General features: G+C 33.5%; 21 protein-coding genes and 1 pseudogene. 9 read left to right on the top strand and 13 right to left on the bottom strand.

Going from position 1 to position 23,578, the window contains the following annotated elements:
- The 4 genes from brxC to ACFX4R_RS26180 are packed head-to-tail and all read right to left on the bottom strand — an operon-like array spanning position 1 to position 5,025.
- The gene (gene brxC, locus ACFX4R_RS26195; RefSeq protein WP_377571124.1) at positions 1-3,579 is read right to left on the bottom strand and encodes a BREX system P-loop protein BrxC; all 3,579 of its coding nucleotides are present in this window, start codon (positions 3,577-3,579) and stop codon (positions 1-3) included.
- 17 nt (positions 3,580-3,596) lie between these two features.
- Positions 3,597-4,163, bottom strand: a complete 567-nt coding sequence (locus ACFX4R_RS26190) for a DUF1788 domain-containing protein (RefSeq protein ID WP_377571121.1) — start codon at positions 4,161-4,163, stop codon at positions 3,597-3,599.
- A gap of 11 nt (positions 4,164-4,174) precedes the next feature.
- A complete protein-coding gene (locus tag ACFX4R_RS26185; protein WP_377571118.1) occupies positions 4,175-4,771 on the bottom strand; it encodes a DUF1819 family protein in 597 nt (198 codons plus the stop codon).
- Positions 4,772-4,800: 29 nt separating this feature from the next.
- Positions 4,801-5,025: a TIGR04540 family protein gene (locus ACFX4R_RS26180; RefSeq protein ID WP_377571147.1), complete on the bottom strand. Its 225-nt coding sequence runs from the start codon at positions 5,023-5,025 to the stop codon at positions 4,801-4,803.
- A 265-nt stretch (positions 5,026-5,290) separates the two neighbouring features.
- Between ACFX4R_RS26180 and ACFX4R_RS26175 the strand changes: the two are divergent.
- The 4 genes and pseudogenes from ACFX4R_RS26175 to ACFX4R_RS26160 all read left to right on the top strand — a co-directional run bounded on the left by ACFX4R_RS26175 (position 5,291) and on the right by ACFX4R_RS26160 (position 8,511).
- Positions 5,291-6,555: pseudogene (locus ACFX4R_RS26175) on the top strand (Y-family DNA polymerase).
- Between the two features lie 14 nt (positions 6,556-6,569).
- The gene (locus ACFX4R_RS26170) at positions 6,570-6,905 is read left to right on the top strand and encodes a YolD-like family protein (RefSeq protein ID WP_377571115.1); all 336 of its coding nucleotides are present in this window, start codon (positions 6,570-6,572) and stop codon (positions 6,903-6,905) included.
- Positions 6,906-6,968: 63 nt separating this feature from the next.
- Positions 6,969-7,145, top strand: coding sequence for a DUF8096 family protein (locus ACFX4R_RS26165; protein WP_377571112.1), 177 nt, complete (start codon positions 6,969-6,971; stop codon positions 7,143-7,145).
- 139 nt (positions 7,146-7,284) lie between these two features.
- Entirely contained in the window at positions 7,285-8,511 is a 1,227-nt protein-coding gene (locus ACFX4R_RS26160) for a hypothetical protein (protein WP_377571109.1), read from the top strand.
- A 308-nt stretch (positions 8,512-8,819) separates the two neighbouring features.
- Here ACFX4R_RS26160 and ACFX4R_RS26155 read toward each other — a convergent pair whose 3' ends face one another.
- From ACFX4R_RS26155 to ACFX4R_RS26130, 6 genes are all read right to left on the bottom strand, one after another.
- Positions 8,820-9,332, bottom strand: coding sequence for a hypothetical protein (locus ACFX4R_RS26155; protein WP_377571106.1), 513 nt, complete (start codon positions 9,330-9,332; stop codon positions 8,820-8,822).
- A 124-nt stretch (positions 9,333-9,456) separates the two neighbouring features.
- Entirely contained in the window at positions 9,457-10,479 is a 1,023-nt protein-coding gene (locus ACFX4R_RS26150; protein ID WP_377571103.1) for a hypothetical protein, read from the bottom strand.
- Between the two features lie 149 nt (positions 10,480-10,628).
- Entirely contained in the window at positions 10,629-11,975 is a 1,347-nt protein-coding gene (locus tag ACFX4R_RS26145; protein ID WP_377571100.1) for a hypothetical protein, read from the bottom strand.
- A gap of 81 nt (positions 11,976-12,056) precedes the next feature.
- Entirely contained in the window at positions 12,057-12,665 is a 609-nt protein-coding gene (locus tag ACFX4R_RS26140) for a hypothetical protein (RefSeq protein ID WP_377571097.1), read from the bottom strand.
- A 452-nt stretch (positions 12,666-13,117) separates the two neighbouring features.
- Entirely contained in the window at positions 13,118-13,339 is a 222-nt protein-coding gene (locus ACFX4R_RS26135) for a helix-turn-helix domain-containing protein (RefSeq protein ID WP_098590582.1), read from the bottom strand.
- 436 nt (positions 13,340-13,775) lie between these two features.
- Positions 13,776-14,381 carry a hypothetical protein gene (locus ACFX4R_RS26130; RefSeq protein WP_377571093.1) on the bottom strand — a complete coding sequence of 202 codons (606 nt, stop codon included), beginning with the start codon at positions 14,379-14,381 and terminating at the stop codon, positions 13,776-13,778.
- 1,178 nt (positions 14,382-15,559) lie between these two features.
- Between ACFX4R_RS26130 and ACFX4R_RS26125 the strand changes: the two genes are divergently transcribed.
- Entirely contained in the window at positions 15,560-16,537 is a 978-nt protein-coding gene (locus ACFX4R_RS26125; RefSeq protein WP_377571090.1) for a hypothetical protein, read from the top strand.
- Positions 16,538-16,614: 77 nt separating this feature from the next.
- On the opposite strand, the gene ACFX4R_RS26120 is transcribed toward ACFX4R_RS26125, so the two are convergent.
- From ACFX4R_RS26120 to ACFX4R_RS26110, 3 genes are all read right to left on the bottom strand, one after another.
- Positions 16,615-17,469 carry a hypothetical protein gene (locus ACFX4R_RS26120; RefSeq protein ID WP_377571087.1) on the bottom strand — a complete coding sequence of 285 codons (855 nt, stop codon included), beginning with the start codon at positions 17,467-17,469 and terminating at the stop codon, positions 16,615-16,617.
- A gap of 22 nt (positions 17,470-17,491) precedes the next feature.
- A complete protein-coding gene (locus ACFX4R_RS26115) occupies positions 17,492-18,247 on the bottom strand; it encodes a plasmid stabilization protein (protein WP_377571084.1) in 756 nt (251 codons plus the stop codon).
- Between the two features lie 107 nt (positions 18,248-18,354).
- A complete protein-coding gene (locus ACFX4R_RS26110) occupies positions 18,355-19,638 on the bottom strand; it encodes a replication protein (RefSeq protein WP_377571081.1) in 1,284 nt (427 codons plus the stop codon).
- 717 nt (positions 19,639-20,355) lie between these two features.
- Here ACFX4R_RS26110 and ACFX4R_RS26105 point away from each other — a divergent pair.
- The 4 genes from ACFX4R_RS26105 (at position 20,356) to ACFX4R_RS26090 (ending at position 23,489) form a co-directional block, all read left to right on the top strand.
- On the top strand, positions 20,356-20,610 hold the full coding sequence (locus ACFX4R_RS26105; protein ID WP_377571078.1) for a hypothetical protein: 255 nt from the start codon (positions 20,356-20,358) through the stop codon (positions 20,608-20,610).
- A gap of 240 nt (positions 20,611-20,850) precedes the next feature.
- Complete coding sequence (locus ACFX4R_RS26100; RefSeq protein WP_377571075.1) at positions 20,851-21,480, top strand: HAD-IA family hydrolase; 630 nt, start codon at positions 20,851-20,853, stop codon at positions 21,478-21,480.
- A gap of 3 nt (positions 21,481-21,483) precedes the next feature.
- On the top strand, positions 21,484-22,920 hold the full coding sequence (locus ACFX4R_RS26095; RefSeq protein ID WP_377571072.1) for an ATP-binding protein: 1,437 nt from the start codon (positions 21,484-21,486) through the stop codon (positions 22,918-22,920).
- The gene (locus ACFX4R_RS26090; RefSeq protein ID WP_377571070.1) at positions 22,902-23,489 is read left to right on the top strand and encodes a response regulator; all 588 of its coding nucleotides are present in this window, start codon (positions 22,902-22,904) and stop codon (positions 23,487-23,489) included. Before ACFX4R_RS26095 ends, ACFX4R_RS26090 begins: the two co-directional genes overlap by 19 nt.
- The last annotated feature ends 89 nt before the right edge of the window (positions 23,490-23,578 follow it).

The raw sequence follows: 23,578 nt of genomic DNA, 5'->3' as shown, positions 1-23,578 counted from the left end.
CTATTCGATAAATTCAATGTGCTTATTGGACTGTATAATTTTTTTTAATTCATTTGAAAGAGTACGGATATATTGATCAACATCTTCTTCAGATGTTAATACCTGTACATTCACTAAGCGAGTGACTTTCACAGATTCTTTTTGAATAGTTGGAACGATTGGTTCAATTGGATCTATTTCACCCGTATTAAAACGCACTTCTTGTTCTTCAACTTTCTTTCTTTGCCATTCAGCAATTTCCAATTGTATATCTCTCGTCATTTTTTCTTTAAAGGTAACACTGCGTGAAACCATAGCATCAACTTTGAAGATATCCTGAAACGTTTCAACGCTAGCATTCAAGTCTTCGTAATAGCGATCAACCTGTTGTTTTGTATTATTCGATACACCATATTGTTTTGCTAACAATGCCAAATGATCGTAGTCTAATTTAAGTTTATTTTTTGCATTAATTTTCTTTTCCTTCAACACAGTATTAAATTGTTCATCAATCGTATTTAACAGTTCAGGAATCTCTTTAATCTTTTTATATGGAATAGGATCTTGTAGAATCATTTCTAGCTTTTCAATAACAATATTCAATTGTTCATTTTCAATATAAGCTTTATTTTCTTCAATTTTTTTTAATCCCTTTAATCCGTTGTCAAAAACGTCCTTCTGACTAGCAAAGAAGCTCTTTACATAGACAATATCTTCTTCCCAATCCAACAAATCATCTTCTAACTCTTTCAGTTTCAAAAAGAAAGTTGAGTTGTCTAAACCTTTATTGAATTGCTCAAAGTATGCTAACCCTTTATCCAACAAGCTCATTCCAGGATATTTACGTCCTTCGTAACGCGCTTTATAGCCGTTGATTTCATTGATTTGCTTATCTATGAGAATACGAATGTCTGTTACTAATCCATCTTCGTCATCCGGTAAGTCTGTTTTATTAAAAACTTCTTTACAAATACTTTTCGCTATTCTAATTAGTTTTTCGTCTACTTTTACACGTTTTAACACGATGGCTTTGTCCGCCTCAGTTGCTTTTGTAAAGATGTGTAAAAGCGTATTAACATTTTCTTCAGGCTCCAAGTATTCTGCATTATAGCGAATACGAATACGTTGTTCCTTTAATAAATTAGAAATCAACCCTGCAATATCAATCGTTTTCCACCCATATGGCTTATCCGAAAAGCGATCAAACAAAGTTTTCACTCTTATTTGCTTTTTGATGTCATCTTGGAGGCTGATAAAGTCGTATATTTCTTGTTTTGCTAGCTCATTCGGATTCGTTTGAAACTGCTCGTCGAGACTTAGTTGATTGTCACTTATGGATAAGACATGTATGAGCCCTCGCTCGCTATCCAGGAATTCTTTTACGTAGCCTAGTTTCGTGTATACATTATTAACTAATGACTTAAATGCCATGCTGATTTTTTCTTTTACAGATGAACCTTTTATATCCATCTTATCGCCATTTAAATAAAACTGTCCGCTTTTAATTGCTTCTTCTAAAAGTAATTTCACCCGTCGTCTACGTTCTCGTACTTCTGCTTGTTTGTTATTTAGAATGTTTTGAATGTTTTCAGGAAGTTGTATAATGTTCTTTTTCTTACGGTATTCTTCAATACGTAATACTTCTTCCATTTCCTCAACATATGCCTCATTGCCACCAAGTTTTAGAATTAATTCTCCACTCCCGGATGACATCATCATGAGTTCTTGTTCTGACTTTGTATAGTGGTCAGATAGTAGAGAAAGAATATGAATACCAATACTTGACGTTTGGTTTCCTATGTTTTTATCGTCCATTTTTTGGTTGTATGAGAACGAATAGTGACTAGAATACTTGAATTTTTTATCGTCATATAAATCTTGGAAAATATAATTAGAAAGCTCTCGCTTCACCAAATCTTCTTCAATATTCAATGTTTTAATTTCTCGATTAATATCCTGCTCATCATCTGTCAAGAATACGTAATAATCACCATTCTTTTGAATAAGTGTTTGCGAAATGAGTTTACGTAAAGCCACTTTTATTTTTTCTTTCAGTTCTAATTTGTCCTGATCAATGTCAGTCACCATGAGAGTAGCGATGTTATCAATATTGGAAGGAAGTTCCTTAACGTATTTAATCATGAATAATACTTTTAATAGGTCCATGTTAAAGTCGTTGTCTTTCAGTGCAGGGTTCTCATATGCACCTTCAATCACTCTTGAAATAGATGGATTCAAGAACTCTTTAATAGTATCGTAAAACGCATAGAATGGGATAAGTGAACCTTCTTTTGAATCTTTGAATCGAAGCCCTGCTTCTTTAAACGCTGAAAGCATGGAACGCTCTCCTTCAGACAAATGCTTTCCTGAAGAACCATGCTTTCGAACCTGCTCAAAAACATTTTGTAACAGCTTGAATTGGTAAGGGATGAATGGATAGACATCTGCAAATTCTTGTTCGTTTTCGTAGCTTCGCAGATCTGCTGTGCTTTCTCGAAAGCTAATTAAATTTTTTAAGATAGCACTTTTCTCAGGAAAGAGAAGTTTAAGCTTATCATTTACAAAGTCTTTTTTTAATAAAATACGTTTTTTGATGACTTCATCAACAGAAATTGAAGAAAGCGATAGCCTCGTATCAAAACGCCCTTGAATACGGGAGAAGTCGTCTCCTTTTACTTTCACAATACTATCAATGCTTTCTTGAGACGTAACCATAATCCAAGCTTTCCCCTGACAATGGGTTCCAAGATCTTCAGCCACTGTTTGAAGATTTAACATTAAATTACGACTATCCCCGATGTACTGACCGATTTCATCCACTAAGAATATGAGATGGAAGTTTTCCCCTTTCTCATCTATGTATTCTTTAATGTCTTTGGCGAATTTTTCTATGCTAATCTCAAAGTTATCGACGCCATTTTCAAACCAATTTCGAGCAGATTCTTCTGTCATATCCGTTACTTTTGTTAAGGCTTTGATAACAAAATCCGCGTCAAAATAAAACGTATTTCTTCGTTCAACCCATTCTTCGCCAGCTAAAGATTTAAATTCTATTTTAAAAGCTTCGTAAACACCTTGCTTGTCCAAGTATTTTTCCATTTCTGCAACACCTGGAATATCTCCATAGTATCCACAGTGTTCATAGAATACTTTCATAAAAACACGTAATATCGCATCTTCTTTTGACTTGTTATCTAATGAACTTTTAGAGTCAATATTGAATAAAATGACTTCTGTATCAACATCAGATGTTCGTTTCATATTTGCAAGCATTATTGGATCTTGAACTTTATCATAGAAAAACTCAACGGCTTCTTTGCCCATTACTTTTTTATTTTCAAGTAGGTAAGCTAATATTTTGAGAAAATGTGATTTCCCTGATCCAAAGAACCCTGAAATCCATACACCCATTTTATCCGTTACCCCATCAATTCCTCTTTGGTAGTTCTCATAAAACTTAGATAAGTGTTTGTTTAGTTCACGTGTCACAACATATTCATCTAATTCCTGATGAATGCTCGTTTCATCGGTCTGAGCCACTTTAATGACGCCACGAATGTCTCTCTCTATATCCTTTTCAAGCATGTCTTTAATAATCATTTTAATTCCCCTATTCGTTAATCGACTAAGCGAAATGCTCGGTAATAGTTATCATCTTTAAACTTGCTAAATAGCTGAAGTGAATGTCCATCATATTTACCAGGAAAAAATATGATAACAGGTGTTTTATCTAAAATTTCTTGCAAATTGTTTAAAATATTGTGTGAGCGAACAAATGGATAAACCTTTCCCACTCCTGTTATGAAAACGATATTATATTTGTTTATCTGTTCTTGTATCTTTTGTAGAAAGATGTCTGGTTTCGCAAATGTTGTCATTGCTTTAAACAATGCTTGCTTTCCTTGTCTTTCTTCCATATCGAAAATACGGTCAAATACCTTGCGTTCTTTTGCTATATCCAACATCATTTTATATAGATCAAATTCGATGATTTTTCGATTGGACCCCTCATAGTTGAACTCTTTTTTTATGTGTTTGACATAGTCTCGAACAACGAGTTCTTCTGCCGGTTCGTAATCAAAAACATAAAAACTTATTTCATTCCCAAGACCACGACCATCAATAAATTTATCCTGCTGAATTTTTGGGATGATCTGATCAAGTCTTCGATTTAAGTTAGCCACATTTTTACCTCTCATTCACCTATTGCACTAACATAGCGACGTTCTCCGATATGTATGATATGCCTTTTTACTTGTTCATCTATTATAAGAAGATTTAGTTCCCCTGAGCGTTTATCTTTTAAAATACCTGTTTCAAGAAGGATTTTAATATACACTTGTCTTAATTTTTGAACAGTCACTTCGGTCCAATTTGCAATATGCTCATTTTGCTCTGCTTTTACAGTGAAATATGTATTTAGCTCTTTTTTCTCTAGATGATAATCACCCATTTTAAGTTTCTCTTTAATTACTTCTTCCATAAATTCCAAAAACAGACGATCTGTTTTCATAATAGCGTAAAGGTTAATGACCTTTACTACTTCCAAAGAACTTTCTAAGACAAGTTGTCTTAACGTTTCATCTAGGGCATTTACTCTCCGTAGTATTGATGGAAGTCCTCTCTTTAAGCTAGATATTTTCTCATGTTGAAAAAGATTTTCTGTTATTACTTTAGTTCTGATTTCTTGATCAGAATGTCCTTGCTCCTTCAGGTTTACTACTTGTTTAAATTCATATAGTAAAAAAGAAGCACCCGTTAAAACAGAAGAATACTCTAATTCCATTCTCATTCAATCCGACCTTTCACAAAATACTAAAACTATTTTAGTTCCAGTATCCGTTCTACAACAGCTAATCTTCTCTTTCCACATTGCTGTTGAAGTACTGTTGTAAATTGATTATTTTTCATAAGTTTATTTTCATTATTTTCATATAGATTTTTGACACCATTAATCAACTGCGTTTCCTTTATTTCCTCGCTCCAATACGCATCTACCAGTTGATTTAACGCCATAGCCAAGTCCCTCTGGGTACGGTAAAACAACTTCAATTCCAAAATATCACCTCTATCACTAACTCTTACTTAATTATTATTTTACTCTTATTCATTTTTTATAACAATAGAAAAACAAATTCTTCTACTTTAGCATTTATTCTGTAAATTCTCACAAAAAAGCTACCCATATGTAACAATAAACGCCATATAACTGATAGCAACAATCGGAAAAAGGTATGATATTCCATTGAATAAAGAACGTTTGTTCGTGTAAAATAAGGAACAAACGTTCTTCATTTAAGGAGTTATTCCAATGGATTATGGGCAGCTACCAAACAGAGTCATTATTTGCATCGACATGAAAAGCTTTTTCGCTTCGGTTTCATCTGTCATACGGGGTTTAAATCCGTTGAAAACAAGGCTTGCTGTTGTAGGAGATATCAAACGGTCGGGATCTGTTGTGTTAGCTGCCACACCTTTATTAAAGAAAGAAGGGATCAAAACAGGAAGTCGCTCTTTGAAATTCCTAAAAGGAAAGATATCCATGTGGTGAATCCATCCATGGAGAGATATATCAAGGCTTCAAACTATATTTCGAGTTTGGTGTTACAGTATGTGGCTCCTGAAGACTTTCATGCGTATAGCATTGATGAGTTGTTTATTGATGCGACAGCTTCTTTGCATTTATTCGCTAAAACACCAGAAGAATTAGCCCATAAAATCATCAACGAGATTTATCGCAAGACACGGCTGACAGCTACCGCAGGAATCGGTCCGAATCTCTTACTGGCAAAGGTGAGCTTAGATCATGAGGCCAAGAATAGCCCAACAGGGATTGCATATTGGCGATATGAGGATATTCCCTTTAAGTTGTGGGCCATTCATCCAATGAAGGATTTCTGGGGGATCTCGTCTGCTACGGAAAGGCGCTTGAACCGTTTGGGCATTGACTCCATAAAAGAACTCGCTCTTTCTTCTGTAGAGATGTTACGTAAAGAATTTGGTGTCCTAGGGGAAGAAATCCACCAACATGCGAATGGGATTGATTTTAGTCGCATTTCTGATGTCTACATTCCTAGTTCTCGTTCTTTTGGAAAGAGTCAGATTCTATTTCGCGATTATACAAACCGAAAGGAAGTGGAGTTATTGTTGTTAGAACTCTTGGATGATGTGTGTTTTCGTTTACGTATGCATCAAGTGGTAGCTCAAACGATCCATTTATCGATTGGCTACAGCAAACAAACAGGTGGAGGCTTCTCAAGACAAAAGAAAATGGGGCGAGCTTCAAACTTAAGCCAAGATATTTTTCCTTATTGCTTAACCATCTTACATACATATGACAATGGAATGCCGATTCGCTCCATTGGGATCTCCTTATCAAATACAAGCATTGAAAAAGAGGAGCAAATGAGCTTATTTGAGGATATCGATCAGCGTGAAAGAGCCTATGCTCTTGCGAAAACGATTGATGAAATTCGAATGCGTTATGGGAAGAATAGTGTGCTACGGGCTTCAAGTTATCTGGATCACTCAACAGCTCGTTACCGAAACGGCCTTATTGGCGGCCATAAAGCTTAAAGGAGGATGATATCATGAATCACGATAGAGGAATGAAAAAATGGCGCCCGTTTGCGAGTATGCCCGAACAATACACAGGATTGCAGGAAGTTATAAACAAGCAAGCAGAAGTACCTCAACCTCTATTAACAGAAGAGCAAATGGAACAAATCAATATCAACTTGATTGAAGCATTACATACAAATAAACAAGTATACCGTACATATTATAAGAATGGGCAAAGTATAACCGATACAGGATTCATCCAATTTGTTGATTCCCTGGGGGATCTCTTTATTTTTATCGATGAAGTATTTGAATTGAAAAATAAAATGAGGTTAAGTGAACTAGTTGATGTTCGTTTTACATAAAATAATTCCAGCTTCAATTTTTGTGGTAATCTAATAAAAGTCAATTGGAAAAGAGTGATCAACATGGAAGAGAAACAGCAGCAAGAAATAGATCTCACTAAAGTATATGATTATGCCGAATATCCAGATAAACAAAGTGGACGATGTGATAACTGCAATTCAGCTGACTTCAAAAACTCCGTAAAAGGTGGCGTTTTCTTACGCGAATGCAGAGAATGTGGCATGAAGAAGAGTATATAAGTTATATTGTTAAACTTTTTTCCCTTACATTGAAATAAATTTAAGAAAACCTGTTGTATAAAAGAGCAATAGGTTTTCTTTATGAGTTTTTTCGATATGCAAATAGTATAATAAATCAAAAGAATAGGGAGGCGATAAAATGAAAAATAAAAATGAAGATGTAGGCTCGAAAAAGAAAGAATACCTAATCGATGATCCACACTTTGAACACTGGAAAAAAGGTATCAAAGATATGGAAAAAATAATTTCAGATGTAGTGCCTGATTTTTCTAAAATACTTGAACCAGTTCAAGAACAAATCAAAAGTCTTAGTATGGATATACCTTTAATAAAAGCTTCTCTTTTTACTGAGGAACAACAGAAAATGCTTACCTCTGCAAGTAAAGGAATTTCAGCAAAGATCAATATTCTAGATATGCAAAAAAGAGCTTCCTTTTTTACTGAAGAACAACTTGAAATCTTTAAATCGGCAAGTAAAGGTCTAGGCTTTAAAATGCCTGATCTCCCAAAGTCATCCTCCCTTTTTACACCTGCACAACAAAGGATTTTAAAGTCAGTAGGAAAAGGGTTAAATTTAGGACTTGATAGGTTACCCAAAATGGCTACTATCTTTACAGCTGAGCAACAACAGATTTTAGGATCGACTGGAAAGATGCTAAATCTTAAAATTAATAACTTGCCAAAGACAGCTTCTTATTTCAGTTCCGAACAAAGATCGATGTTACAATCCATAGCAACTGGATTGAATATAAGTGCGAGTCATCATACTCAAGTAGTTCCGGCTATAACTATTGATGACTTTGTTCCTTATTGGGAGGATGAAGAAGTCCAACAAACTATCAAACAAGAAATCTCTGCTCTAGAGGGAGTGGAGAGTGAAAAAAAGCTAAAGGACCATTTTGATAATTGGGCTACGAAAGTGCTTGATTTTCCTAGTTCTTTAAGAGAAAAATCACCATTTGTATACCTCATTCTTAGAAATATTCTGTTTGTAATTAGTGTTTCCTTCATCCCTGCTATTGAAGATGTGATAAAGGAAACTGTATGGCACGTATCAGATTTTATAGAAGAAAAAAAAGAAGTAAAATCCGAGGAAAAACCAAAAGCCCAAGTAAAAGAATTAAAAACTAATGTCCTATTAAACTATCCAGATGCCGAACATGCAATGAATTATATACGTGTTACAAACCGTGAAACACTCGTTTATCGTTCAGGACAAAGAAAATCAGGAAAAATTGGTACTATTCAACCTAATAAACCGGTAATTATTTTACATAAAAAAAAGAATTGGTCCTTAGTATTGTATCGAGATAGCAATAAACAAGAAGTAGAGGGATGGGTATTCACTAAAAATCTAATAAAATAAGGATTATGAGGAGTATTAAACTATGTAAAATCAAGTTATAAGGGAAATTACAGTATTTTATACCTCTGTTTCCTCAAATAAGCATCTTTCTTTTGATCATGTGCTTTTGCACGAGTGAAGGATGATACTGTTTTCCGCCACATTCAACTGCAACCCTACCTTTTACAAGATCAATTCGATACGAAACACATTTTACTTGAGTTTGCACATAGCACTTTATTAGTTTAAAGTAATTTAATTGATGTTTGATATATTTAAGGACGTTGCATTTAATAAGCAACGTCCTTTTTGGTTGTTCTATAATTAGTTTAGTTTAATTTCTTTTCTTCTAATAGTATAAAATCTACCTCACCATAGGAATCTTGGGACCATACCCATTGTGCTTCATATTTAGCTCCACTGAGAGTTTCCCAAAATATAGAGATGGGTGTCTCTGGTTCAAGGGAAAAGGAAAGTGCTTCTTGATCAATGATATAACTCTGTTTCGAGTTTGGATTAATAACTTTTGAACCAGAGGCTTTCTTTTTTACATGATCAGTGTGTATGTTCTCCCTGTCTCGCACATACATAAAGACCTTTACATTAAAGGCAAGTCCTACACCGTTGTTTTCAAATGTTAAACGACCTTTTCCATTTGGAAAGTCAAAATCTATAGGATAAATAATGCAACGCTGTGAAATGTCGGATATTTCTTTAGTTAAAGCTAATGCGTTTCTTGATACCACTAAAGAGTTCTTTGCAATCTTATAAGTAAAAAAGGCAAAGATAACTGAAATCAGTGCAATGACCAATTGTAATATTTCTGTTAGTGTCATGTTCATTTTGATAAATTTGCCCTCCCTGAAAGATATGAGCAAAATAACTGAATACTCTCATATATAGCATAATATGTTTAGGGTCTTGTTCAATGATTAACTCTTTATCAATAGCATCCAGTACATCTTTTTATTCTTTTTTCATTACGTGTTTCAATCCCCATTCATAAAGTTCTCTTTTACGTTCTAAATCTTCTTCTATATCGCTATTTTTTATACGACCACTACCGTACATCATTCCATTAGGAAAATTAAATCCACTAAATAAATATCGGAAATTTGCTCTGATTTCTCTCATTTTTGTATGTAACTCCTCTAAAGGAATTAAGTTATCTTCCTTATATAATTCTATAGACTCACCACATAACTCCATGTTGTCACCATCAATTATAACTGGGTTCTGCGTACCTTGAGTTAAAAATGAACAACCATAAGGTCCTCTTACCAAAGAAAGGGAAGGGCCGAATGTATTATCAGGCTGAATTGCTGTGGCAATAAAAGATTCTGGAGTTTCACTCCTTATTGAAAAACAATAAGTGAATAAGCCATGACCTAGGGACCTATACTCTCTTGCAACTTCATCAATCATACTCGATGCAGCAGAATAGTAAGGAAAAAATTTATCTGTGTAATAATTACGCATAGCATAATGGGTTTCAGTTAAAAACATGCCAGAATAACATGAATCTAACAATATATTTATTCGTAATCTATGTTCATTATTATCTGGAACTAACTTTAGCAACTCATCTAAAAAAGTGCGCCACTCAATGTCGCCATCCTCCAACACTAAAGCTCCATCTGCCTCACGTCCATGTCCGGCAAAAGTAAAAGTAAGACAGCCTCCTTCCCAGTTCTGATCTTCATAGAACTGGGAAAACCACTTACCTATATTTTTGAGCTCTCTTCTAAATTCGGCAATAGAAGGATTTTGAAGTCTTTTATGCAATTCGTTTGGGGCAGTATCATAATTTTCGGTGGCCCAATTTTTTTCAAGGTAATCTATATCTGCGGTTGTATATGCTAATTTGGCAAGTGCTCGGTATCTCATATCTGAACTCGTTTCATCTAAGAGCTTACTTATTTCATTGTTTAACAAGGGACCACTAGCTGAAATAGATAAATAAGCTCTATGGTATCTCATTTTACCCATGTTTGAAACCCCCTCCTAACTCTCACTAGTTTAGGATAATCCTATACTTTGTAGACATTACACACTGATAAGTAACAACACTCTATTCTTTTATTTAGAAACCTGGTAGAGGCCCTCACTTACCATTCTCCAGAGTACAATTTTTATAATTACATATTTTTATGTTCTGGAGGACTTGTAGACCAATCAAGAAATTGACCCTTATATTGTATTTTCATTAATGCAATTCTTTCTAATAAAGCTGCCATCGTAGAAAAAATTTGGTAATCGCCTGTGGTGTATTTGTAGGTACCATGCGCAGCAGCATTTCTTTTCTTTACAAATTGCCCCACTAAATCTTCTTCATATTCTAGCTCAAAAGAATCCATTAAACTTATAATCCTAGAACGCAAAGTCCTTCCAAGTAAACCACTTAGTTTTTGCTTTAGCTCACCCTCTTCGAAATAAATTTTATCACTTTCATCTAATAGTCCCATTACATCTTCTTCAATAAATGCCTTAAACTTTGGTAGTAATGCACGTCGGTCCGTTTTACCTACAAAATGTGTTATTTTTTCCTCCAATTCTAAGTTAGTGAATTCCTCAATTATTGATCCTAGGTTTACAAAAGGAGCAGGAAACACTAACTGTAATGTAGAAAGATGGATTCCTTCTATCAGCTTCATAAAGTTAAGTCTTTGCTCGTTATCTAATTTTGAATACAAAGGAAAACAATTTATGATAAGCCCTGATAAAACATGGTAAAGGTTCACAGGCATTAATTGTCTAGAAGGTTTTAAGGGGGCAAATGGAACATCTCTAAATATTTGAAAAGACTTGTTTTCATCTAGAATACCAAAGCAGGTTCCCCAACTGACTCTTCCTCCATAAGCTACAGTACATAGCTCTAAGACAAGTTCAACTACCTCCTTTGCCTCCTCATAATCTATTCTTCCATTTGCTCTCTTCACTTTCAGCTGAACGGTCACTAGATCTTTATTATTGCTGATAATTTCATTTTTTTTGGCAATAGGATTATTTACACCTATTAATTCAAGGGAATAAGCTATCTCATTGTATTCAAGGGTGAAAGATGTCATATTTCTTATTTGTTTATCTCCTTGCTTTACAAGAATATCAAAACCAATTAAAAAATTGGGAATTAAAAATTCAACATAATCAAAACCAGAGGCATCGCCTACTATAATCTCAAGGATGCTAAAGCTGAACTTATTAGTAAGTTGACCTTGTTCATTTGTACTATAACCGTGTTTAGTCAAAGCCATACCATTAGCCTTTATGACTATCCCTTTACGACTTGTACCTTCAAAGACCCAAGGAAAAAAAGGGAAATCATTAAGGTGTTGATTTACTGAATTGTCTTTTACATTTAAGGATAAAAGGTTTTGTCTCTTATTCCATATCTCTCCTAAAATCCCTTCAATAAAGAAGTCTCCTGTTAACTCAAGTCCCTTGTCAAACTTTACTGATCCATTACCTTTTAGAGTGTGTTCCATGGACAAACCTCCTAATTTGATTAGACGTTATATAAAAGACAGTTGGTTTACAGAGATAAACTATCTTTATTTTCATACTATTCAAAGCTTATAATTTTCCCCAATGTATTTCACCAGTTCTCTATTTTCTTTATTTAATAACATCCTCTGCATTTCAGTCTCACCAATATTTATTATGATTGATTCAAGCTCTTTACTATTCTTATATTTCTCAATTAACAATCGAAGGTGAAGAAACATTACGCCTATGGCTGCTGCTAACCTTGCTGCTAAACTATGATTAGGATTACGGAATAGTTCATAGTGTTTTTTTAAATCCCCTTTAAAACTACTCACTAATTTGTCAAAGTCGACTTCTTTAACTTCAAAACCCCATTTGTGAGCATAAGAATTTCTAATTTCGCCTAGATTTTTACATGAGATTTTATCATCTTTAGATAAGATACCTAAAGCATAAGCTAGACTAAGTTTATTTCCGTAAAAGGTTCTTTCTGTGATAACCTCCTGAGGTTCTTTTAATGCTAATTCTAAAAATGTGGTAATTTCACGTTCTATATATAAATGCCCTCTTAATACTATTTGCAAAGTGTTTTCTTCTGCTGTATCAATTATAAATTGATCAAAATCTTTACTGAAATCCTCTACTATATCCTTCCCCTCTTTTAGATTTTTTTTCATTATATTTTCCATTTCCTCCTCATACATCTCTATCCATATCCTGAATTAGAACTATTTTACTGCTAATTATAGGTTGTAAGTAGTATGATGTCATTATAAAAATCGTTATTACTACTGTTTTAAGATGAAATATGCTGAGAGCTTTTTTGTTACTTAAGGATGTATACCATCATTATTTAAAGATCATCTACCGGAGTAAAAGTTCTGTATTATTTTTAGAGTGGACAGGCAACCTTACTGCGGTAGCTACTTGGTATCAAAAGAATAACTACTTCGTTTGGTAATCAGTATCTACTGCGTTAGTGTTACTGCGTTAATACAGGCTTTATGTACGTATTAGAGCTATTTTTGGAATCTGTAAGGAAGCTGAGCCGGAGAGGCGAATGGGGCGACCGGATGCACCTTTTTGAAAAAAACTATACACGAAATTCAAAAAAGCACATCGATTAATTTAGATGTGCTTTTTAAAAATTAAAAAAGTCCTCTATTTTATTTTTGGGATCAAGTTTCTTTAAAATGTTCATAATCTTTTTTATCGTTGTGCCTGATGGGATATAATTTGAATCATTATAAATCTTACTAACTGTACTTCTTTCTAAATTAGTTGCTTTAACGGTTTTCGTTTGGGTATAACCCTTTTCAATTAAGTATTTTCCTAATTTACTCTTTTTGGTTATCTTAGGCATATAAACACGCTCCTTTTTATAAAGGATTGACGCATTCGAAAAAACTATTCGTTTTTGCAGGAAAAAAACTGCAAAAAATTTCATTTACAGCATATACTAAACTATAAAACAAAAAGTATATGTATATTGCTTATACAGAATTAGAATAATGTCGATATTTTTGTCATAATCATATAGCATGAATACAGTTAAGACCGCCTTATACACTAATACATAATGGGCGGTCTTTGTTGCGGATATACTATGATTTTAAACATTTTATATAAAAAGAAGAAGATCCTGTTTGAAAATAGGATCTTCTTCTTTACAACGATAAAAAAAGTAGATGTTAGTATGTTGAAATTTTTAAAACGCTTAACCTTTTTTAGTATATCATTCGCCTGTATAATATATCCACCATTTATATAAGAACTAGATGAACCAGTTACACGTTTACTTAACTACTGAACCAACGTGACATAAAACCTTTTTTCTTTGTGTCCTTTTCACGTTCATTACGTTCTACGAGATTTATAACACGATCAAATTTTTCAGACACAAAGTCTAGTTGGTCTTCTTTTTCTTTGTTTTGGCGTCTTAATTCTACATTCTCATCCAATGCTTTTTGTGTTAGTTTTACTAGCTCATTAAATTCCTGTTTGCTCACTGTATTCTCTTGGATATATGTCAGTTTGTTAATAACCTGTTCGAGAAAAGGTTGTAAAGATTCTTCTTGAACCGTTGCTGCAACTTCTTCTGATACACCCTGTATCAGATCCGTATCAGTTACCTTTGAGTCTTGACCATCTATTGCAAATGCAGCTGCCTTCGCTAAACCCTCATCCTCTTCTTTAATCCTCTTAAGCATCTTGTACAGAACTAATTCATCCGCAGGACTATATAGGCGCATTCTTTTCTCGCCTTTTCTAAAAACATAACCAGCTTCCTCTAATACCCTTGAGTATTTTCTTAACGTACTTTCTGGCATATCAAATATTTTCGCTACCTCTGAGGGTTTCTTATATTTACTCTTACCTATCTCAACTTCAAAGGCATTGTCCATAAAAAACCACCTCTCTCTCCTTTAATATTATCTGACGCGCATCTGATACCCTTCAATAATCGATAATTTTTTAACCTTTATTTAATAGGAATCATATCTTCTTATTTTTTACAGGTATCAGATAGCGTGTCGTTTATGTATCAGATAATTTCAACGCATTTGTATATTTAAACACATTAAAAACAGCTCTGCAATCAATCCGCACGCTATGTATCAGATCTCACCAGATACTTCATCCACTTATAACGCACCAGATACTTTCATCTGATATATCAGATCGTGCGTTTCATAAAATTATCTGACACGCATCTGATATCCTTCAATAATCGATAATTTTTAAACCTTATTTAAAAGGAATCAATTTTTCTTATTTTTTACAGGTATCAGATAGTCTATCCTTTATGTATCGGATGATTTCATCACATTTATTTATTTAAACACACCAAAAACAGCTCTGTAATCAATCCGCACGCTATGTATCAGAACGTATCAGATATTACTTCTATTTATACCGTATCAGATAATTCGATCTGATATATCAGATCGTGCGTTTCGTGAAAAATAAGAAAATCTTATCCTTTAAGTTCAATTAAAGATAAACTTAACTCCATTATTCTTTCCCATAGGTTTAAAAGATTAAGAGAACCTATCATTAGATTGCCTCAAGTTCAACTAGTAACCATTTTTAGTTCAATTAGTGTCCAACTAAAAGATGCTAGTTTATCTTCCATGTGAAATTAAATGAGAAGTAATACAACGTAAAAGAGCCTCCTGTTTCGCACAAGAAGCTCTTTATAAAATATTTTATATGTAGAATTGAAAGATTGATTAAGGAACCCTAGAGTGACAATTAGTTTTTCCATTAAAGGAGCAGATTGTTGAGATAGAGGGAAGTTTATTGTTAGGAAAAAAAAGAAAAGAATATAATTAAATTTCTAAAAAATTTAACCATGATTAAATACATAAATTAAAATTATAGATTTTAAAAGTTCCAATTTTACATTATTATAGTAATAGTAGTAAAGACTTTAATTATTGAAAAAAATTTACATTGTAAAGGCCTTTTACTCAGATTGTGGGTTCGAGCTTTTACAGAGGCTTAAGATTGAAAATATCTTAAGGTCACTTCTTCATCCTTGTAATAAATTATATAAAATTAAATAGGAGTGAATCTATTTATGACGAGTAGTACCACATCGTTCAGCCAAATGCGGCATGAATATATTAAGAACTGGCCCAATGTCCAACCATTTAAAGAAGAAAAAGATTATGAAAACAAGATTCTATGTTTTAAAGAAGAGGGTAACGAATTATTCCTACCACACCCAATAAGCTACTCATCGGATAAAGATCATAATATTGCTGTTTCTTTTATAATTGATGCATTAGATGTAATGCCCATACATCCAAATTTTGCATTTGATTTTATTTTTCGTGCATTTGATCAATATTCGGGTAAATTGTTTAATTCAAATAATTTGAAGGCATCACTCGATAAAGGTATTGATAAATGGGTCGAAATAATTAGCCAAAACGCTAAAGCTGAAATGTTTTTCAACAAACTACTGGAAAATATACCTCAAATCACTGGCCAGTATTTGCAAGCCCGTATTTTTAAAGGATATGATGGGTCAAAAAATGCTGAGGATAATGGGGGATTAGTCTTAAAGAGGTTATTAGCTTCAGAAAAAAAAGGTAGAGTTACCGTTGTACACAATCAAAAAATGAAGAAAATAATAGAAGGTTCATTTAGGAAGTTCGGTTTTAATGAAAGGGATTACGATTATTCTATTAGAGACGGAAGTAGGTTCCTCCTTGTGTATCTTAAAAAAGATTCTGTAAAGCTTCCTGATTCTAATAATAATGATGAAGAAATTACAGTCGATCTTGTAGATAAAATGCATTTGTTGGTTCATGGGATATTGTATACTATGAGAAATGACCGAGTTCATGGAGATAGTTCATCCTCATTTAAGAGCAGTAAGGCATCATTTAGAACATATGCACATAACCACTTTTGTTTTATATCAATGTACTTCTTATTACACTTACTTATGATTGATCCGACAAGTAATGAAATGAATACTCTGATTACTACAATGGATAAAAACGTAGATAATTATGTGGAATTTTATAAAAGCGTTTTAGGGAAATAATTATATCTAATACTAGGTAAGAATCCATTTCGATTATCTCTTTTCAAAATGGATTCTTTTTATTTTTCATAACCTAATTAAAGAGGAGAGACAATGCGCTCATTTGATAAGTATGTCTTTTCCTTTGAGAATAGCTTTAATCCCATAATATCAGGGTGAATCTGTACGTTTACGGAACGATAATGTAAACCGTAATCTTCTATACTAGGGAAATCAATGTTGAACTTCTCATTGTACTCAGGTTTGAAATAATTAATTAGAGCTGCTTCCGTTACATCTATGATTTGATTATTTAATTCCTGAGGCGGATTCTTTGTGATTTCTTGTAGTTCGAGTAGATCTTCGTCCTCACTGTCTATTTCCTCTAATAATTGTGATTTGAACTCCAATAATAGAAGGGCTAGATCTTTTTCTGGATATTCACGTAAAATAGCTTCTTCTACCTTCTGTAACTTAGGATCAGACATTAACTCTTCAGCAGGAAGGCGCTCTCCATTTTCTCCAAATGCCTGCCCAATATAAACAATCTCTGTATCTAGGTAATACTTTGAATCCTCACGGTAGATATGAAGAAGATTTAACTCAACAGGGCCTTTTTCCCAACCGGTGAATACCATTGCTTTACGTGGCTTCTCATAGGCAAATTCAAACTTTCTGTGATCAAATTCTGGCATATCATCTGAAATAATAGAAATGTCCAGCGTCTCTCTGGAAGTATGTTCTCCTGTCCCAACCATTACGTCAAAACGTATATAATCTTCAAAGAATTGGATAGAATCTTCATCTATATTTAATTTTGGAATTAAAGTGGCCACGTAAATATTATATCGTCGATCATCTGGCGATAAATACTCTAAATCAAAAGGGTAACTCATGCTTAGATGATAAGCCCATGTTTGCAGCCCATAGTCTGACATATAGTTAGTATTCATAGCTGCCTCCTTAGAGGATACGTTATTTTTGATAGTCATAGACAACAGGAACGTTGTCCATTTTCATGGTTTTGGCCACGATATAACGACGATAGCCATCCTTTAAAACCTTCGTTTCTTTCTCAATTGTTAATGGTTTGTCAAGGTGTCCTGTACGCTTCACAAATTCAACGACTTCTTCTGTTTTCACAGGGTTTGGACGTGTCTTTAAGAAGGCTTCAGGAACGATAATGTCCTCAAAACTCACAACATCTTTTGTCCCTTTTGGCTGAATAGGTTGTTGCTTCTTTTGTGGCGCAGCCTTTTTCTCTTGAATAGGTGTTTCGTTCACTTCTGGCTGTACAGTTTTCGCTTCTTTTCCTACAGGCTCTTGTTTTTCTTCCTGCTTAGTAGCTGCAACCTCTTGTTGAGCCTTAGCAACCTCCTGTTTGGCTTCTTTTTTATTGTTTGAATCATTGGCTTCTTTATCGTTTTTATTCGGGAGAACGGTAATCTGGAAACAGATGATACCAATTTCTCCAGGGCACTCGTCAATGGGAATATCTAACGTTGGTTCCCCTTGAACTAAGATCTTTTCATGCATAATACTCTTTTTTGTCAGTCCGGTTTTATTGAAGGCTTTCTTGGCAACAAACACGGTATACGAAATAAAGGTGCTCTTTTTCAGACCTTTCGGCGCAGAAGGTGAACCTTTTTCACGCATATCAAAGGCAACGTAGCGATCATATTCTCGTAGTGGTCCTGTCGCAGAACCTGTTAGGGTCATTTTATGTGGCATCGTGATCTCCTCCTACATAGATTTATATATTAGTTATTTAGAAGTATGTTCTAAATAATAATACTCTTAGTAAACATCAGCTTCCAAGGGATTTCTTCACTTTTTGATTACGAAACGGTGTCCTGTAATTGGGCATGTTCGTGTAATAAAGCCTGTTCTTCAGGTGTTAAAGCTTGTCCTAGATCCTGCTTCAGTTGCGCCATTTCTAACGAACTGTACGTAGTACTGTGCTCTTGGAGTACGTTTTCTTCTTCTGGTGTTAGTTCTTGCCCTAAATCTTGTTTTAATTGAATCATTTCAAGCTGTTGATCTAGAGAAATAGTTTCTTCTTGTGTACACTCTTTTTGCTCCTGTTCAGCTTGTAACCAAGCAGGAACGATTTCCTTACGGATGATCTGTTTAGGCGTAAATAGGGCTGTCTTAGCTTCAGTATGTATGTCTGACTCAGATGCTTGTTCTTCAGTATTCCCTTTTAGTAGATTGTTAAATTGATTGTAGGCAATTTGATAAACAAGGCGGCACATTTCATCCAGGGATAGGGGAGTACCCTTATGATTTGCCTCATGGACATATTTATCTAAGCTTACAAGAGCTGTATAAGCGACTTCATGTACGTGTTCTTTCACAATCTCAATCTCTGTATCTCGTTTTACTGCTTTAGCTGCATTTTGAATACGAGCATAAAAATCTTTTAGTTGATGACCATATTTACCTGCGTACACATGATTTACTTTTTTAGGCACACCTTTGATATAAGCAAATGACTGAGAAGCAGATATTAAATGATTATTTAAATGATTTTTAGGTAAATCAAGGTTAATAAAGGGGGACGATGTTTTTTCGTCCTCAAAGCTTGGTGTATCAACGTTTTCGGCACTTTCTGGACTTGTCACAGGAGTTGTCACAGGAGTTGTCATTTCTTCTTGTTGAAGCGTTTGGATACCTGTTGTGTCATGGTCAAAAAAGATCTCCTCACAAATTTGATCAAAATTTGTATGGCTTTTAAGGATAAATACATAGCTATCAGGGTGAGCACCTGTTGTATCTTCTTTGATATAACGTGCCACGATCATAAAAGGTGTTTCCTTTAATGATTTTACAAAGCGAGAAACGGTACTTTGAGATACATCAAATTTCTGCATAAGTGTTTTGGATTGAATTGCTTGAATACCTGTAGCGACAAGGTTATAAATCACGTAATCTAACATTTCCATACGTTTTTTAGGGAATACTTTATGTAAGGCCAATTGTTGTTTTTTGAAATGAGTACGAAGTGTTTCTAAAAACGCTTCTTTCTTTTTACGAAGGGTCGGTTTTTCTTTCCATAACCATGTGAATCGTCCATTGAAGGTATTTACATCTTGTAAATAGCAGGTAAAGAGCTTTGTCATTTGTTCATCTTCTCCTTTTGGGAACACAAAAAAGACACTGTCTCCCTTATGAAAGGAAAACAATGCCGTGATTTTGATGAACTAAGCCCTTGAAATAGATGTCAATTTCGTATAAAATAAAGCCATAAGTTTTATTTTATAAAAACTAACTCTATTAACAAGAGGCTTCGACAAGTGTTTTTCCTACCGTAACTAGGAGGAACGGTTTAAGAGTGTCCGTACACTACTTAAACAGTTGAAGTCTTTTTTCTATCCGCACGTTTTTGTTAGTTTTATTATAGCGTTAAGTAGTCTTATAATTCAATAAAAATTAGCAAAATATATCAAAACAAGTATATTTAGCTATGAGTGATCCTATATTGCTGTAGGAATCATCTTTATCATATATGAGTTTTTTAGAGTAGGGGAGGGGAAAAAAGTTTCCCCTCCTCAAGTGTTCTAAAGTATGTTATAATATTGAGTTTTCGATAATTTAGGAAATTTAGTGATTAGTAAAACTTCAATAATAACGATAAATGGATCTTTTATGTAGGATGATTAGAATATGATATAAGCAGCTTCTATTTATGAAAATAGAGGCTGCTTTTTTTGTTATTGTATGAGGGGAAAATCGTCCTATTGGAAAATTTGGAATTACAAGTTAGTCTTAAGTTAAACTTATTTATTTATATTTACAAATCAGGATAATTATAGATACCAGAGAGAGGAGTAAGCTATATGAGAGTGTTGAAAAATAATGTAGTTCCAATTCTTATATCTTTCCTTATAGTTGGTTTAGTTTTTACTGTTTTGTTTATGATCAAAGGTTTTTTATTACAGCTTATAGGAGCAGTATTAATTATTGTTGCAGCAGTCTTTTGTATTTTTTGTGGTTTGTATTTGTTCGGATATATAGTATTAGGTGTAATAGGCATAGTGGCTCCCATTATTGGTTTGTTATTAATAATTGGAATATTTATGTGGATTTTCTAAGAGAAATATATGAAAAAATAAGTCTTAAGAAGCTTATGTAGTGGTAAATAAAGGTATAAAAAGAATAAAATACATTATTATGTAAACAAAAAGAAAATATTTAGGGCTAATGTAGCCCTAAATAAGCTGTGAACAAATGTAAATAAAAGGCACTCTGTTCTATTTGAAATCGAATAGTAGTTTGATAAAATATACCAAACGAGTGTTCTGTAAAAATATAAAGAACTTGAGGAGAATTATATGAATAAAGTTATACTTTTTAATTTCAATGGGACAATTGTAAACACAAAACTTCTAGCACTTGATATTTATAATAGAATTGCTGAGACAGATGGTTACAAAAAAATGGCTGAGGAAGAAATTCCGTACTTAAGTACATTATCCATACGTGATAGATGTAAAGTCCTCAATGTTCCAATTTATAAAATGCCCGTTGTTGGATTGAAAATAAAACAAAGGTATCAAAAGCATATCCCTGCTTTAAATTCTGTGCCTGGAATACATGAATTAATACATGAATTAAAGCAAAGAGGATATCGTTTGGGCTTTTTAACAAGTAATTCTAAGGATGCAACGACTCAATTCCTAACAAAAAATTCAATTGATGTTTTTGACTATAAGTACTATTCTTTTAATCCTTTTTCTAAATCAAAAGACATTTCTTCTTTTCTTAAAAGTAATGGGTTAAATAAAAATGAAATTATCTATATAGGCGATGAAGTAAGGGATATCAAAGCCTCTAAAAAGAATCAAGTTTGTTCTATAGGGGCAGGTTGGGGATACGACTCGGTTGAACTTCTGAAAAAAGGAGAGCCAGATTTTATCGCAGAAGAACCTAGTGATATTTTAACTATCGTTTCGAGACTTTGAGATATGTTATTTATATTCTTTTTTAATTTACTGTTTTCCATTGTCTTATTTGTTAGTCAACCCAAGGAAAATGAAGCGAATCGCTGGATGATTACATTCTGTATGACTTCTGCTATAGGAGCATTATCAAGAGCATTGGTGAATGATGTTATACCACAACTTGAACAAATAGACGCTCTATTTCTTTCTAAGTTTCTCCTTGAGTTACGTATATATTTTCACTTTATAGGTCAAGTTGTGTCTCCTTATGCAGCTCTTATGTATGCTATTGTATACTCCGAAATTGTTAAGGTTGAAACTAAAAGGAAATTGTCATACATCCTTGCAATACCAATAGTTGTTATGGTGTTTTATACAGATTTCGCCTCAAATAATCCAGACATTGTAATTAATTTTCGCGCTTTGTTAGCATGGTCTGCTCCATATCTTTTGGTTGCAAGTTATATTATGTTTTACACGTGGCGTCATGAAATAAATCTGTATAGAAAACAAAATAAATTTCGTGTCTTTGTTGTTTTGGTTCCTGCTTGGCTAGGTGTTCTTCTCTTTAATACTGTTTTTGGAGCTATTAATCAGAAACATCAACTTTTTCATTTTATTCCTATGTTTTTTTTCACAGCTTATATCTTATTCGTTACGTATATCTTTCTACATGGCGCTTTTGGAATTAAGGTGAAGGTCGAACAACAACAAGTTTTAGATAAGTCCATTCGAATTATGAGTGGAGGAAATGCAATATTAAATCACACCATTAAGAATGAAGTAAGTAAAATAAAATTCTTCTTTAATATTGCTCAAAACTCAATTAAGAAAAGGGATCTAGACGAGGCGGAAAGGTCCATTGATTCAGTTTTTTCTGCAATTGAAGGAATTGATAACATGGTAGATCGCATTAGAGCAAAGACAGAAGAAATTGTGTTGAAAGAATCAAATGTAGAAATGGTAAGTTTACTTAATGAGTGTGTGCATAGAGCAAGGGATATTTTTAGTGCAAAAGGTATCGAAATAACTACTGAATTTAAAATTGATACGGTCTTTTACGGTGACGGAATTCTCTTAAAAGAAGTAATTAACAATATTTTAAACAATGCTATGGAAGCAATTACTGTTGCAAAAGGCTTAATTCATATTCAAATGTTTAAAATGAAAAATGGTGGAATTAGTATTGAAATTACTGACAATGGAGCTGGGATCTCTAAGGAAGAACTAAATCGTATTATGGAACCCTATTTTTCTACAAAGAAAAACATTAAAAATCATGGTCTAGGACTTAGCTTTTGTTATAACACGATTAGGGCACATGATGGCGAACTTTCTGTACATAGTGAACTAGGAAAAGGGACTTCAATGATTATTAAACTTCCTAAAGCCAGAGTGCTTTCTACAAGCTTAGCTCATAACCAAATGGGAGGTAAATCTACATGGGAAATGAAAATATAAAAGTGGTTCTAGTAGAAGATGATCCTTTTTGGCAAAAAAATATATCCACATATATCGAAAAAGAAGCAGATGATATTGAGGTAATATCAATTGTTGATTCTAAAGAAAAAGTTCTAGAAGTTGTAGAAAATGAAAGTCAGATTGATATAGTTCTTATGGATATTAATTTAACAGCAGCTAATCTTGATGGAATTGAGATTATTGAAATATTAAGTAAGCAGGATATCAAAACTATCGCCCTTACATCAATTAGTGAGGAAGAGGTTATTCTTGACTCTTTTGAATCAGGGGCAATTAATTATATAAATAAGAGTAGCATTTATGATATTATTTCAGCTATACATGAAGCAGTTGAGGGTAGGAATCAAATACACTCGGATGCTGTTGGAGCTCTATTGGGGAAAATGAGAGAAGAAAAGAAATTGCGTAGTCTTACATCTTCTGAAAGGGAGGTATATAACCTTGAAAAAAAGGGTTATAGAAAAAAGGACATTGCTGAACGCCTATATAAAACTATAGATACGATAAAAAAACACTCTCGGTCATGGAGACGGAAACTAAATGCATAAAAGGGATCTTAGTATTGTACTAAGATCCCTTTTTTTGATGAATTTAGATTTAGAAATTAAACCAATTTTTAATTGTAGCACATTTTTAG

The organism is Priestia sp. YIM B13490, assembly GCF_042787735.1.
GTDB classification, from domain to species: domain Bacteria; phylum Bacillota; class Bacilli; order Bacillales; family Bacillaceae_H; genus Priestia; species Priestia megaterium.
Note: the sequence above shows the minus strand (reverse complement) of the source record. Positions and strands in the feature narration are given on the sequence as shown.